Here is a 13,324-nt window from a genome sequence, read left to right on the forward strand (position 1 = left end):
TCTTATAAAACAACTTCACCACAATCAGCCAGAGCCCCAGAGTCAGCACGCTCAATATCCAGCTTCCAACCCCAAATTTCCGACTGTATTGAGTGACTCTTTCACATTTATGGCAATAGCGCTCTTTCATAACGAGCCATTCAAAAGCATTACATATCTTAATTCAAACAGTCATTTCCATCTCACAACAGGGCCTCGCATGGCAGGTATCAAAGCGCAGGAAGGAATCGATATGATGACTTTAAAAACCGGATTGATATACTGACCTGTATGTTCCATATCATTGATGATGAAGAACAGATTCGCAATCTTGTTAAAGCGCTGATTGTAAGAACAGGGCATGAAGCCCTCTGTTTTGAATCCGGCACTCAGTACCTTGAGTACCTGAACAACCCTGACTTTATACCCCCCATAGCTGTATTGACTGATGTCACAATGCCGGGCATCAACGGTTATGACCTCGCAGTGGAAATTCGCAACAATCTACCGTTTCAGAAAATCATTCTGATTACCGCTTATGCGGATGAAGAGCACCACCGGTTTGCAGCCAGCCAACTCTGCTACACTCTGAACAAGCCATACCATGCAGAAACACTTATCGCACTCATCACGGCCCTGATTGCCTGTGAAAATGAACACCGGGGCTCAAACGATAAAATCGGGGCCTTCCATCAATGTGAATTCGGCATTGATCACAACTGTCCGTTTCACTATCCAGACAAGCAATCAATTTCTAAACCCTGACAATGGAGCAGCATGTCATCTCATGCAGGGCGTGACCTACCATCACATTCCCACTTGTCAGCTCCCCTCACATTCTACAGACTACTTGCACAAGAAATGGAGGGATGACATTGACTGAAGGCTCATGCCTGCGCATCTATTTAAGCGAATCCAGTAGAATCGACGGCAAACCGGCGATGGAGGCTATTTTAAGCCTCTGCCAACAGGCAGGACTGTCTGGCGTTTCCGTATTGCGTGGCATTGAAGGGCTGGGGCAGCATGGCATCCATTCCGCTTCTTTTCTGGATCTGGCGACCAGCCTGCCATTGGTGATCGAGGCAATCGACACCAAGGAACACATCGAACAGGCGCTGGAGCAGATGCAGCCACATCTTGGAGAGTGCACGCTGGCCACCTGGCCCGTTTCACTGATGCACAATGGAGTAAACAATGGAAATGCATGAACTGCTTCGGAAAGTACCACTGTTCTCCGAACTGAATGAGAGTGAATTAAAAGCCGTGGCCTCTCTGGCCAGTAGCATTGATATCCGCAAAAAGAGCATTGTTGTGCAGGAGCATGATCCAGGTGATTCGCTCTTTGTTATTCTCAGTGGGGAGGTAAAAATCTCCACATACTCCACTGAAGGGCGTGAAGTGGTACTGGCCCTGCTTGGCAAAGGCTCATTTTTCGGTGAAATGTCGCTACTTGATGAAGAACCCCGCTCAGCCAATGTTACCACCATGGAAGACTCCAAGTTTGCCAACATTCGCAGACGGGATCTGGTGCCTCTGATGATGGATCAACCAGCCATTGCACTAAAACTTCTGGCTGAAGTTGCTTCTCGACTGAGAAAAACCAGCCGTGTTCTTGAGCGCATAAGCAGCATGGATGTGCCGCATCGCCTCTACTCCTACCTTGTAGATCACTGTCAGCGTTTCAGCCAGCAGGATGCTGATGGCCGCTATTCCACAGTACTACCGACCCATCAATTGCTTGCCGATCAACTCTCGACAAGCCGCGAAACCATTTCACGCGCCATCAGTCAGTTGAAAAAAGATGGCATTCTTATTCAGGGTGAAGGGCGAGGAAAAATGCGCGTTGATGTAGACACCCTGGAAGGCCTGCTCGACGAATTCTAAACGACTCCAGCCGATGAGCAGGCTCTAAAGCGACAGCTTCACATCAAGACCTGTCTGGCCGATTCTGGCAGCAGCATGCTCCATCCACCCTTTATCCAGTGCCTTCAGATGCTTTGACTCCTTCTGCAGAGATGGCCGCGCCAGACCATACAGTAACACACCGCGAATCGGAGCTTCTGCTTCTTTTAAGGCATTCAGAAATTCAATATAGGATGTCATTTCCAGCTCTGAAGGCGGCTGCCCATCCCATGCCACGAAACAGGTCTGAATCCATGTCGGACAAACAACAGCAACGGAGCACACCTGCTGCGATAAATTAGCTGCATGCATTTTTACACCGTTCATTCGGCTAATACCATCATCGGTGACACTATCCACCTTGACCCACACCTCGCCATGATGTTGCGCCATCAAAGCCAGTCCCTTTTGCACATGCGGCTTATGCACATAAGAGCCGTTAGAAATCAGACGCAGCGGAACACAGAGATCAAACTGCCGCATCACCTGCACAATAACAGCAATGACATCATCAAAGGCAGCACAACTGGTGGGCTCACCATTGCCGGAAATGGCCACATCACACAGCGCCCTGCTACCTTCCGGAACGCGCTCCTGCATAAATGTGCCGCGTATCAGATCTTCCAACATGGTGCTCAGTTCAGAGTGCAACTGGTGCAGATCAATATCCGGCGCCACGCCACGCACAAGACCCGGAACCTGACAATATGCGCAGTGCCAGTTGCACGCATTATTCGGATTCAGATTGATGCCGACAGATACACCACCGGCACGACGGGAAATCACAGGGTAAACATAAGTCATACCAGTCACATCACGATCATGGTTGACCGTACTCAAATTGTTATTCATGCGATAAGTCAGACGTATGTATCAAGCAGGCGACCACTCAACAACTCTGCAGAAGCACCACCCTTACGCGAGTAGGTCAGAGGCTGTTGGTTGTCCGGCCCGAAATAACCGGAACGGGCCATCATATTATTGCGAGCCCCATTGCTACTTGCCATTAAAGTAGGCTCAACCACCTTGTGCGCTTCAATAATTGGAGGGACAGGCTGCATCCCCTGCTGCAAAGGAGGCACAGGTGCCGCTGGCGGAAAACCATCAATGCGAAACATCAAACCCAGAGTTACAGCCATAAGGAGTACATTATAGGCTGAGAAACAAAATGATCAAATCTGTCCACAAACCTGTTTCATCGCAGATGTAAGGGTCCCTAACTGCGCTGGCCTGATCACGAATGGCGGCATGGTATACAGCAACTTCCCGAATGGGCGAAGCCATACCCCTTGTTCAATCAGCAGTCGTTGCACATTTGCCACATCAACTGACTCTTTCATCTCAAGCACACCGATAGCACCTTTAACTCGCACATCTGCGACAGAATCAAAGCCACGGCATGGCTCCAGCTCTTCTTTCAGCTGCACCTCAATATCCAACACACGTTGCTGCCATGCAGATGCAAGCAGGAGATCAATACTGGCAACAGCTACCGCGCAGGCCAGGGGATTAGCCATAAATGTCGGCCCGTGCATGAGCACACCGGATTGTTCATCATTGCTATCGGCATGAATACCCCCACAAACTGCAGCAGAACAAAGGGTTGCAGCCAGGCTCAGGTAACCACCGGTTAAGGCTTTACCGACACACATGATATCCGGATTGATGCCAGCCTGTTCACAGGCAAACATCGTGCCGGTGCGCCCAAAACCCGTGGCGATCTCATCGATTATCAACAGCACATCATACTCATCACACAACAAGCGAACCCGGCGCAGGAATTCAGGCGCATAAAAACGCATGCCGCCCGCCCCCTGGACGATGGGCTCAAGAATTACTGCAGCCAGTTCATGGTGGTGTGTTTTAATTCTGGATTCAAATGCGGCGATCTGTGATTCATCCCACTCATCATCGTTAGTTGCAGCGGGTCGGTCAGCGAACAATTGTTGAGCCAACACGCCTGAAAACAGATGATGCATGCCGGATTCTGGGTCACAGACACTCATCGCGCCAAAAGTGTCCCCATGATAACCCGACCGAATTGTCAGCAATCTGTGCTTTTCAGGGCAACTCTTCGCCTGCCAGTATTGCAGGGCCATCTTTATCGCCACTTCCACCGATACAGAGCCGGAATCGGAAAAGAACACATGAGACATATTGGCAGGCGCAAGAGAAAGTAGTCTTTTGGCAAGCTCTGCTGCCGGTTTATGTGTAAGCCCCCCAAACATAACATGCGACATTTTCGAAGACTGTTCAAGCAATGCAGCATTCAATTCAGGTACGTTATAACCGTGTATGGCACACCACCATGATGACATGCCATCAATCACACGAGTTCCATCTTCAAATTCCAGAAAAACGCCTTCTGCCCGTTTCACCGGATAAACTGGCCCGGGATTGAGCATCGAAGCATAGGGGTGCCAAACATGCTGTGATTCGAAATCGAGCCAGCTCATACGCTTAATCTACCCTGCTCAATCAGATCCAGAGTCAAACGCTCAATGACAGTGATATTATCTTCAACCGAGGCACCCTTGATCAGTTTTTCCGCATCAACAATGCGTTTAACCGCAAGTGACAACTCTGCTCCTGCCCAGGCTTTCGATTCAGCTCCGACCTTCGACCTTGCATCGCCAAACACCTTGGCCGCCATTAACGGGTTCCGATCTCCCTGTGAAGCAAACCAGCGATACATCAATAGCTGCTGCATACGTGTACCCAACCATGAAATCATCTGTACTTCGGCAACCTGCTGATTCCTCAGCAGATGCCGGGCCAGCCCGACTGCACGCGCTTCTCGCATCGCCACTGCATGGCACCATTCATCCAGAGCACCCGGTGCGCGTTCACCCAACAGCTCGGCCACAACATCCGCTCCGATCTCTGCACCCCTGCCATTATCATACCAGCTCAGGCGCTCAATCATCTGCCTGGCAGCAAGACGCATACCGCAAAGACTTTCAGCCATCCATAACAGCGCATCCTGTTTTACATCTAAACCGGCCTTAGAGATTTCACTCTCCAGCCAACGGGCAAAGCTGGATTCATCGGGTTTACCAAACTCACATTCCGCCACATCGGACTGCGCTTTCATCTTTTTATTCAGCGCTTTTTTCCAATCAATGCCGGGGGCACAGATAATCAGACGATTATCATCGAGCACAGCATTTGAAAGCCTTAACAGATGGTCGGTTTGCTTCGGATTGGCAGACTGTGCATTGCGAATCAGCGCATAACAGGTGGAAGGCCCGAACAACCCCTGATTTCTTGATGCTTCCTCGATTCTTGCCAGCTCATTAATATCTACACGCAGACGATGAGCCTGTTTATCACCTGCGGCCAGCAGTGCTTCTGCCGCTTCGAAGATAGCATCTTCATCTTCTCCGTGCAGGTAATAGGCATTGTATTCGGGGGGAATCAGGCTATTTGGCCTCAGGCGCATATTAAATCACCTTCAGTAGAAACACTTAGAAACCCGAACGAAGACGCCCGAGCGCATCATTCACCCACTGCTTACGCAAATCTCGCAGCAAGCGCTCTTTTGATGCTTCGATACTTGCCGGCCCACCGGTCACAAAGACATCCCCACGCTGCAACAATATGCCGCTCTGCCAAACCCGCTGGCCAGAGCGCTGCACAAACAGGGAACCACTATAGGTCATCTGATACTGCGTCGCCACGCCTGCCGCATCATAAGCAGATGGAACAAAAGCCACCGGCTGAATATTCACATGTAATACTGCATGCGCATCGGCATCAACTACCTCTGCTGAATCCACCAGCGCAAAGCTCTCTGAAGACAGGCGATTTCTGAATATAGAGAGCGCCTTCTGCTTGTCACCGGAGACGTTGATTGTGACTGTTTTTATATCGGCAGGAATAGCGCCCGAAGACTCACCGTGACCAACCAGATGATAGCCGCAACCATTCAACAGCAGCGTCATCGCCAGCACAGCGGTCAGCAGGATATGTCTCATTGCGGCTTCACTACAACATTAAGCAGGCGACCCGGTACCAGAATCACTTTGACGATCTGCATACCGTCCAGCCACTTATTGATTGAATCATCAGCCTGAGCTGCTGCCAATGCCTCATCCTGACCTGCATCTTTGGCAATGATGATTTCCCCACGCCTTTTACCCTGAATCTGCACAGCCAGTGTAATCTCATCCTGCACCAGTGCCGCCTCATCCACTTCAGGCCAGCCTGCCACCACAGCAATCTCTGCCATACCGAGCCTCTCTGCCAATTCGCAGGCAAAATGAGGTACAAACGGGGCGAGCATGGTAGCCAGGGCCTCAACACCTTCACGATAGGCAGCTTTTCCACTCGTGCCTGCAGGCTTGTAATCCTGCAGGGCATTGGCCAACTCCATCAATGCGGCAATCGCCACATTAAATGCGAAACCATGTTCAAAAGCATGTGTCACACGCTGAATGGTTGCATGAATAGTACGGCGCACCTGTTTTACAGCTGCAGCTTCATCTTCACCCTCACATAGATCAAGCCGCTCCAGCAGGCGCCAGACACGCTTCAGGAAACGAAAACCGCCTTCTACGCCGGCATCATTCCATTCCAGTTCTTTCTCCGGTGGTGCAGCAAACAGTGTAAACAGGCGTGCAGTATCGGCACCGAAGTTTTCTATGATCGCCTTCGGATCCACGGTATTACCCTTGGACTTGGACATCTTGGTACCATCTTTAAGCACCATACCCTGTGTAAGCAGGTTCTTGAACGGCTCATCACCGCCCTGCTCGCTGGTAAACAGCCCTGCATCACGCATCAGCTTATGATAAAAACGGGCATATAACAGATGCAGCACAGCATGCTCCACTCCGCCAATATACTGATCCACGGCGGCCCAACGATTCATCGCTTCGGCATCAACCATGGCCTGTTCATTGCGCGCAGATGTATAGCGATTCATGTACCAGGATGATTCCATGAAGGTATCAAAGGTATCGAGCTCACGTTCAGCAGCTTTGCCACACTTGGGACAGGTGGTATGCCTGAATTCATCACATTCATTCAACGGTGACGCACCACCGGTCGGCTGCAGATGGGTTGGCAGTATAACAGGCAACTGATCATCCGGCACGGCCACTTCGCCACAATCCTGACAATGAATCACAGGGATCGGAGAGCCCCAGTAACGCTGACGCGAAACCAGCCAGTCCCTTAAGCGGTACTGTACCCGCTCACTGCCTTTATCATTTTCGCTCAACCACTCGATGATAGCTTGCTTCGCATCAGCTGAAGCCAGACCATCAAACTGAGCGGAATTGATCAGAATACCGGCTTCGGTGAAAGCCGCCGATTCTATATCCCAATCACCATCAGCAGGTTTAATCACCTGTTGAATTCGCAGGCCATATTTTCTGGCAAAGTCAAAATCACGCTCATCATGGGCTGGAACGCTCATCACAGCGCCTGTGCCGTACCCCATGAGTACGAAGTTCGCTACCCAGACCGGTACCAGTTCGCCTGAAATCGGGTGAATCGCGTGAAAGCCGGTTGCCATACCTTTCTTTTCCATGGTTTCAACATCGGCTTCTTTGGTTGATATTCTACTGCACTCGTCCAGAAAAACGGCAAGCTCAGGGTTGTTTTCTGCAGCCTTCTGCGCCAGTGGATGCGCCGCAGCAACGGCCATATAGGTCACGCCCATCAATGTATCAGGACGGGTGGTGAAAATATCCAGTGTTTCATCCGAGCCTTCGATACCGAATGAGACCTCCGCACCGCTTGATTTACCAATCCAGTTGCGCTGCATACCAACCACTTTTTCCGGCCAACCGGTCAGCTTATCCAGATCAGCCAGCAGCTCCTCTGCATAATCGGTAATTCGAATAAACCACTGTTTCAGGTTCTTCTTGATGACGGGCGTATCACAACGCCAGCAGACGCCATCCACCACTTGCTCATTGGCAAGCACTGTATGGCAGGGGTCACACCAGTTCACTTCGGCTTCAGCCTGATAGGCCAGGCCTTTTTCCATCAGACGTGTAAACATCCACTGTTCCCAGCGGTAATACTCGGGCCTGCATGTGGCAATCTCACGTGACCAGTCATACGAAAGTCCAAGGCGTTTAAGCTGGCTACGCATCTGATCGATATTGCTATAAGTCCATTCGGCTGGCGGACGGTGATGTTTGATCGCCGCATTTTCTGCTGGAAGTCCGAATGCATCCCAACCGATCGGATGTAATACATTAAAGCCGCGCATACGCTTATAACGCGCGACAGCATCACCGAGACAATAGTTGCGCACATGGCCCATATGAAGATTGCCGGAAGGATAAGGGAACATCACCAGGCAGTAGTAAGATTCACGATCATCATCATCGCGCGCAGCATCAATACCTGCCGCATCCCATTTTTGCTGCCATTTAGCTTCAATCTGTTGTGCTTCGTAACGATCAGACACCTGCAAACACTCCCGGAAAGGCCTGTTATGACCTAAATAAACTCAAAGCCGGATGATGATGTCTGGAAGAAGGAAAGAAAAGGGGCAGTCCATCCGGACCGCCCCTGAAATATAAACTAATGTATGCAGTTCTTAGTTTGCGACAGCCTGTTTCAACTTTTTCATCGCTCGTGCCTCAAGCTGGCGCACGCGTTCAATGGATACACCAAAAGCTTCAGACAGCTCCTTCAACGTTGCCGGCTCTTCTGCCAGATGGCGACGCTCGACAATCAAACGATCCCGATCTGCCAGGCTATTCAGAGCTTTGTACAACATACCCTTCTGATGATCTTCCCAGTTGGACTCAAGCACAATCTGCTCAGGTGTCGCATCGTTACCCGGCAATGCATGCACAAGGGCTGAGCCCTCTTCACACTCGGCATCCAATGAAACATCACGCTGCAAAAATGCGCTCGCAGCCTCCTGATATTCGGCACCATTCATGCCGTAATCCGCGCCCACCTCATCAGCATGGCGCCCATCAATAGCGGCGATGGCATTTTTGGCTTTCTGCAAACCTGCAAACACACGCCGCTGCAGCTTGTTGGTGCCTAGCTTTACAATGCTCCATGAACGCAAAATAAAATCGTGAATAGATGCACGCACCCACCACGATGCATAAGTCATCAGGCGAAAGCCACGATCCGGATCAAAACGTTTCACAGCATGCATCAGGCCCATCGTGCCTTCCTGAATCAGATCCATCTCCGGCAAACCAAAATGACGATACTCACGGGCAATCGCAGCTACTCCACCGAGATTAGCCACGACAAGCTGACGTGCAGCTTCACGATCTCCGTTGTCATGCCAGAGTCGGGACAGGCGATTCTCTTCCTCACGGTCGAGACGATCCACTTTCCGCACATCGCGCGAAAAGAGAGAAAGACTTGTCATTTCATGTGTTGCAGCTGTCACGTAATATCACCTCTAAAACTTGATTGTCTTCTTTAGCACTCAAGCTGTAAGAGTGCCAATTTAATGATTAAAACAGCGTTAAGCAAGTCTATTGCCAGTTTAATTTATTGTCTCATAGCTCGATTCAAAGCTCGTTTAGCCTGAGATTTACGCTTATTAGCCACATCAGACACATGCTCTGCATCTTTAAAATTATTAAATGCCAACTCAAGGGCAGAGCCATGCAACCAATCCATTACAATTACTATGTCATCCTTATTGGCGCTAACCACACCCCCAACATCTCCACTAAGAATAGACATCCAATGCTTGCAGCTACTTCTATTTTCACCAGCCCGGCAGGTACAAATAACATTCAAATTGCTACCATCTAAAGTAAAAGTAACAGTATATGGAGTTTCTGAACTGCCTTGAACAAGGAACTTGATCATAGCGTTGTCCTGTGACTTCTTATTCAAACAACAAACCCATGGCTAGCCAATCTAAACATGCTTATCTTTGCATTCTTGGATGGGGCATATACAGCTGATTTGATCAAATCAATCAATTTTTCTTCGCTGTTTAGATTCACCTTGAAAAGAGCAACATCTAGCGTTGGTGCAATATCAGCACAATTTATTATTCCAGCCTCGCTTGGCGATAGAATAATTGGATCACCCTCAAGACATTCCGCCAAAGCTGCTTTAATTTTTTGATACTTCGCTTTTGAAACAGGGTTCGCCATATCTCTAGGCAAAACAAATGTAAGATGGTTTTTAGAGTAATTAGAAAGTTCTTTAGGAGCTTTTTTAAGCAACTTCATTATATGCTTTAATCTAATTGGCATCGCTAGAGTTTCTTTTGACTCTAAAACTTTCAAATCATTTTTCCAAAGTGCCGTATAGAGTTTCCCTTGAGTCGTTGTGATCGACTTCGTCAGCGTTAGATTTTCGTACAGGTCAATCCTAACTTCAGAAGACCAGTTTTTTTCGAACACTGCCCCTGCACCCTTTACCGCAGTACTTGAACGCGCTGGATACCTCACTTGCAAAGAGAAGCCAATTTTATCCCCCGCTTCTTTCCAACAATCGCCATACGCCAAAGGACTGTCATAAAAAACGTCCCCTTCTTCAAACCTGCACAGATTCACCGCATCAGAAAATGCAACGGGAACTGCCCACCTAAAAGATGAATAATACTCTTTCATAATAAAACATCCTGCTTGGGTTCTTCAGGTTCAGAGATCTGCTCCTCCTCTAGAAGAGAAAGAAACTCGGTTTCATCTATCACTTTCACGCCCAACTTATTGGCCTGATCCAATTTTGATCCAGCCCCCGGACCAGCAATAACCAAATCAGTATTCTTTGACACTGACCCAGCGGGCTTAGCCCCCAATGATCGCAATCTTTCTTTAGCATCAGACCGACTCATTTTCTCAAGTGTTCCAGTCACTACAATAGTTTTCCCTTTAAATGGGTTATCGACAAGATTTGAAGTCGCCTCAATTTCTTTTGGCCACAAACCGTTCGTTCTAAATGATTCCAAAACTCGGATGTTATGGTCTTCCTCAAAAAATGACTTAATACTTTTCGCTACTTCTGGGCCAACATCCTCAATTGATTGCAACTCTTCAAGACTGGCATCTCTAACCCTCTCAATGCAACCAAAGCGCTTAGCTAAAGAGAAAGCTGTAACTTCACCGACTTGCCGAATGCCAAGTGCAAAAATAAATTTTGATAAAGGCCTTGCCTTACTAGCTTCAACCGCCTTCTTTAGTGCACTAATTTTCTTCTCACCAAAACCTTTTCGACCCACCAAGGCATCAAAATCAATTCGATATATTTGATCAATAGAGTATAACTTTAATTTTGAATCACCCGGTTCATCCACCAACATTTCTATCAATTTGGCACCCATTGAATCAATATCCATACACCCTCTTGAAACAAAATGTTTTAGCCTTTGTTTCAACTGGGCAGAACAAGACAATCCACCAGAACAGTATATATCAGCTTCTAATTCATTTCTTTCAGAATGAGCGTTACAAACTGGGCATTTCTTAGGTGCTGATGAGGGAAGCCCTCTGTTATTGCCAAATTCATACAGACGAACTACTTCTGGGATCACATCTCCTGCTCGACGAATGACTACTTTATCATTAGCTCGAATGTCTTTCCTGGTCATCTCCTGAAGGTTATGCAACGTGGCTCTTGAAACAGTTACACCACCGACCTTTACAGGTTCCATATCTGCCACAGGCGTTATCTTGCCAGTGCGGCCAACCTGCCAAATGATTTCTTTAACAGTAGTTTCAACTTCTTCAGCAGGAAATTTGTGCGCTACTGCCCAGCGAGGATATCGGGCATCAGCCCCAATAGTATCTTGTGAAAGAAATTCATCTAACTTATAAACCACGCCATCTATTTCATATGGCATGACGGATCTCTTTTCCAAAAGAACTTGGTACCTATCAAGTAAAGCATTCACACTATTGACCAGCACAGTTTCTTGCACAGCAAATCCAAAAGAGTTTAAACGTTCAAGGAGACTGGACTGACTTGAAGCCAATACCCTGCCCCCTATACCTGCACCATAGGCAAAGAAACAAAGTCTGCGCTTAGCCGTCACTTTCGCATTTAGCTGGCGTAATGATCCAGCTGCTGCATTGCGCGGATTAGCAAAGAGAACAAGGCCTTCAGTGTCCTGCCTCTCATTTAACTCAGCGAATGCCTGTTTGGACATATATACTTCACCGCGTACTTCCAGAACATCAGGCACAGGAAAACCATCAGTATTCAACTGCCAAGGAATATCAGAAATGGTTCGGACGTTGTCAGTGACATCTTCACCAGTGGTGCCATCTCCACGTGTAGCTGCCACCGTCAAAACTCCCTGCTCATAACGCAGGTTTACTGCTAGCCCATCGACTTTTGGCTCAACAATAAAATGTAGTTCATCATCAATAACTTCTTTCTTGCAGCGTTGTACGAATGATTCAACTGCATCTTTATCGAAAACATCTTTTAGAGACAGTAGCTGCTCCCCATGCTTTCTGGATTGAAAAGTAGAAGAAGGCGGCGCTCCCACGGTTTGCGTGGGGGAATCGGCAGGAACGGGCTCAGCCAGCTCTGTCTCAAGGGTGGTCAGTTCACGTAACAGGCGATCATATTCAGCATCCGTAATCATCGGAGCATCCAGAATATAATAACGATAATTATGCTCTGTCAGTTCTGTACGAAGTACATTGATACGCTGCTTTAAAGCGTCCTGATCTGTTTCAGCTATTATCTGGCTGACTTTCTCCACTGACGACCCCACTGAATGGCTCACTTAACATCTGCTCGACTGAATCCAACACAGGCTGTGACTCCCAGTCAACAGCGCCAATCAAATGATGGCGAATTTTGCCGTCTTTACCAATCAGGAAACTTTCAGGAAACCTGAATACCCCGAACTGCTGTGAAACATAGGTCGTACCATCATGCAACACCTGGAACGGCATATCGTGTTCGTTAACAAATGTGATCAGATCATCACGGTGTTTGTCCACCGATACAGCAATTATTTTCAGGCCTTTCCCGGCATATCTATTGTGAAGCTCGGCCATGGACGGGATTTCCTTACGACAAGGCGGACACCATGTTGCCCAGAAGTTCAGCAACACAACTTCACCCTTCGGTATAATACCGTGCAGTTGGCCCTTCAGGTCAGGTAACTGCAAGGCTGCCAGTTGCGGTCCCTGCTTCATCGCTGCTGTTGTTGCCTTCGGAAGCGCCAGCCAGACGATGGCCCCCATGCCTGCCACAATACCCAAAACCAGTAACCAGCGATATTTCATCATATCCCTACAGCATCCTGCCGACCAAGTTCAGTCAGTGATTTTTTTAGCTCGTCTTCTACCAGCCGGTGTTTGAACAATACTCTGTTCTCAAACACCAGCACAGGCACATCCAGACCATAGGATACCATCAGTGTTTTATCCCGGTCCACATCTACCGTTTCCCATGTGCACAGCCCCTCATCAGCCAGAGTCGCAAGCACCGCCTTGGCATCGTCGCAAAGGCAGCAGACGCGCCGGCTCAT

The 13,324-nt window shown here is 48.5% G+C and carries 15 protein-coding genes; 3 read left to right on the plus strand and 12 right to left on the minus strand.

Going from position 1 to position 13,324, the window contains the following annotated elements; all coding sequences use genetic code 11:
* Window positions 1-270 precede the first annotated feature (270 nt).
* The 3 genes from MMIC_RS02570 to MMIC_RS02580 all read left to right on the plus strand — a co-directional run bounded on the left by MMIC_RS02570 (window position 271) and on the right by MMIC_RS02580 (window position 1,863).
* Complete coding sequence (locus tag MMIC_RS02570; protein WP_072658764.1) at window positions 271-744, plus strand: response regulator; 474 nt, start codon at window positions 271-273, stop codon at window positions 742-744.
* 104 nt (window positions 745-848) lie between these two features.
* Entirely contained in the window at window positions 849-1,187 is a 339-nt protein-coding gene (locus MMIC_RS02575; RefSeq protein WP_227819313.1) for a DUF190 domain-containing protein, read from the plus strand.
* Window positions 1,174-1,863, plus strand: a complete 690-nt coding sequence (locus MMIC_RS02580) for a Crp/Fnr family transcriptional regulator (protein WP_227819314.1) — start codon at window positions 1,174-1,176, stop codon at window positions 1,861-1,863. Before MMIC_RS02575 ends, MMIC_RS02580 begins: the two co-directional genes overlap by 14 nt.
* Before the next feature lie 24 nt (window positions 1,864-1,887).
* On the opposite strand, the gene MMIC_RS02585 is transcribed toward MMIC_RS02580, so the two are convergent.
* From MMIC_RS02585 to MMIC_RS02640, 12 genes are all read right to left on the minus strand, one after another.
* Window positions 1,888-2,733 (minus strand): radical SAM protein, encoded by an 846-nt coding sequence (locus MMIC_RS02585; RefSeq protein WP_072658765.1) that lies wholly within the window; start codon window positions 2,731-2,733, stop codon window positions 1,888-1,890.
* A gap of 8 nt (window positions 2,734-2,741) precedes the next feature.
* On the minus strand, window positions 2,742-3,020 hold the full coding sequence (locus MMIC_RS02590) for a hypothetical protein (RefSeq protein WP_072658767.1): 279 nt from the start codon (window positions 3,018-3,020) through the stop codon (window positions 2,742-2,744).
* A 33-nt stretch (window positions 3,021-3,053) separates the two neighbouring features.
* Window positions 3,054-4,337, minus strand: a complete 1,284-nt coding sequence (gene bioA / locus MMIC_RS02595; protein ID WP_072658769.1) for an adenosylmethionine--8-amino-7-oxononanoate transaminase — start codon at window positions 4,335-4,337, stop codon at window positions 3,054-3,056.
* Window positions 4,334-5,323, minus strand: coding sequence for a DNA polymerase III subunit delta (holA, locus tag MMIC_RS02600; protein WP_072658770.1), 990 nt, complete (start codon window positions 5,321-5,323; stop codon window positions 4,334-4,336). The genes bioA and holA overlap by 4 nt, the downstream gene beginning before the upstream one ends.
* A gap of 25 nt (window positions 5,324-5,348) precedes the next feature.
* Window positions 5,349-5,858 carry an LPS-assembly lipoprotein LptE gene (locus MMIC_RS02605; RefSeq protein ID WP_072658772.1) on the minus strand — a complete coding sequence of 170 codons (510 nt, stop codon included), beginning with the start codon at window positions 5,856-5,858 and terminating at the stop codon, window positions 5,349-5,351.
* A complete protein-coding gene (gene leuS / locus MMIC_RS02610) occupies window positions 5,855-8,308 on the minus strand; it encodes a leucine--tRNA ligase (RefSeq protein WP_072658774.1) in 2,454 nt (817 codons plus the stop codon). The genes MMIC_RS02605 and leuS overlap by 4 nt, the downstream gene beginning before the upstream one ends.
* A 132-nt stretch (window positions 8,309-8,440) precedes the next feature.
* A complete protein-coding gene (locus MMIC_RS02615) occupies window positions 8,441-9,262 on the minus strand; it encodes an RNA polymerase factor sigma-32 (protein WP_227819315.1) in 822 nt (273 codons plus the stop codon).
* 104 nt (window positions 9,263-9,366) lie between these two features.
* Window positions 9,367-9,693 (minus strand): hypothetical protein, encoded by a 327-nt coding sequence (locus MMIC_RS12535; protein ID WP_143144850.1) that lies wholly within the window; start codon window positions 9,691-9,693, stop codon window positions 9,367-9,369.
* A 23-nt stretch (window positions 9,694-9,716) separates the two neighbouring features.
* Window positions 9,717-10,448, minus strand: a complete 732-nt coding sequence (locus MMIC_RS02625) for a hypothetical protein (RefSeq protein WP_072658778.1) — start codon at window positions 10,446-10,448, stop codon at window positions 9,717-9,719.
* Window positions 10,445-12,547 (minus strand): NAD-dependent DNA ligase LigA, encoded by a 2,103-nt coding sequence (ligA, locus tag MMIC_RS02630; RefSeq protein ID WP_227819316.1) that lies wholly within the window; start codon window positions 12,545-12,547, stop codon window positions 10,445-10,447. Before ligA ends, MMIC_RS02625 begins: the two co-directional genes overlap by 4 nt.
* Window positions 12,519-13,082, minus strand: a complete 564-nt coding sequence (locus MMIC_RS02635) for a TlpA family protein disulfide reductase (protein WP_227819317.1) — start codon at window positions 13,080-13,082, stop codon at window positions 12,519-12,521. The genes ligA and MMIC_RS02635 overlap by 29 nt, the downstream gene beginning before the upstream one ends.
* The gene (locus MMIC_RS02640) at window positions 13,079-13,324 is read right to left on the minus strand and encodes a glutaredoxin family protein (protein WP_265331360.1); all 246 of its coding nucleotides are present in this window, start codon (window positions 13,322-13,324) and stop codon (window positions 13,079-13,081) included. Before MMIC_RS02640 ends, MMIC_RS02635 begins: the two co-directional genes overlap by 4 nt.

It is taken from the genome of Mariprofundus micogutta (genome assembly GCF_001895085.1).
In the GTDB taxonomy this organism is placed as follows: Bacteria; Pseudomonadota; Zetaproteobacteria; order Mariprofundales; family Mariprofundaceae; genus Mariprofundus; species Mariprofundus micogutta.

Excerpts from the sequence above, each read along its gene's own strand:
- MMIC_RS02580 (WP_227819314.1), top strand. The coding sequence starts at position 1,174 with ATGGAAATGCATGAACTGCTTCGGAAAGTACCACTGTTCTCCGAACTG.
- MMIC_RS02605 (WP_072658772.1), bottom strand. The coding sequence starts at position 5,858 with ATGAGACATATCCTGCTGACCGCTGTGCTGGCGATGACGCTGCTGTTG.
- MMIC_RS02635 (WP_227819317.1), bottom strand. The coding sequence starts at position 13,082 with ATGATGAAATATCGCTGGTTACTGGTTTTGGGTATTGTGGCAGGCATG.
- bioA (WP_072658769.1), bottom strand. The coding sequence starts at position 4,337 with ATGAGCTGGCTCGATTTCGAATCACAGCATGTTTGGCACCCCTATGCT.
- MMIC_RS02585 (WP_072658765.1), bottom strand. The coding sequence starts at position 2,733 with ATGAATAACAATTTGAGTACGGTCAACCATGATCGTGATGTGACTGGT.
- holA (WP_072658770.1), bottom strand. The coding sequence starts at position 5,323 with ATGCGCCTGAGGCCAAATAGCCTGATTCCCCCCGAATACAATGCCTAT.
- MMIC_RS02570 (WP_072658764.1), top strand. The coding sequence starts at position 271 with ATGTTCCATATCATTGATGATGAAGAACAGATTCGCAATCTTGTTAAA.
- MMIC_RS02590 (WP_072658767.1), bottom strand. The coding sequence starts at position 3,020 with ATGGCTGTAACTCTGGGTTTGATGTTTCGCATTGATGGTTTTCCGCCA.
- MMIC_RS02625 (WP_072658778.1), bottom strand. The coding sequence starts at position 10,448 with ATGAAAGAGTATTATTCATCTTTTAGGTGGGCAGTTCCCGTTGCATTT.
- MMIC_RS02640 (WP_265331360.1), bottom strand. The coding sequence starts at position 13,324 with ATGAGCCGGCGCGTCTGCTGCCTTTGCGACGATGCCAAGGCGGTGCTT.
- MMIC_RS12535 (WP_143144850.1), bottom strand. The coding sequence starts at position 9,693 with ATGATCAAGTTCCTTGTTCAAGGCAGTTCAGAAACTCCATATACTGTT.
- MMIC_RS02575 (WP_227819313.1), top strand. The coding sequence starts at position 849 with ATGACATTGACTGAAGGCTCATGCCTGCGCATCTATTTAAGCGAATCC.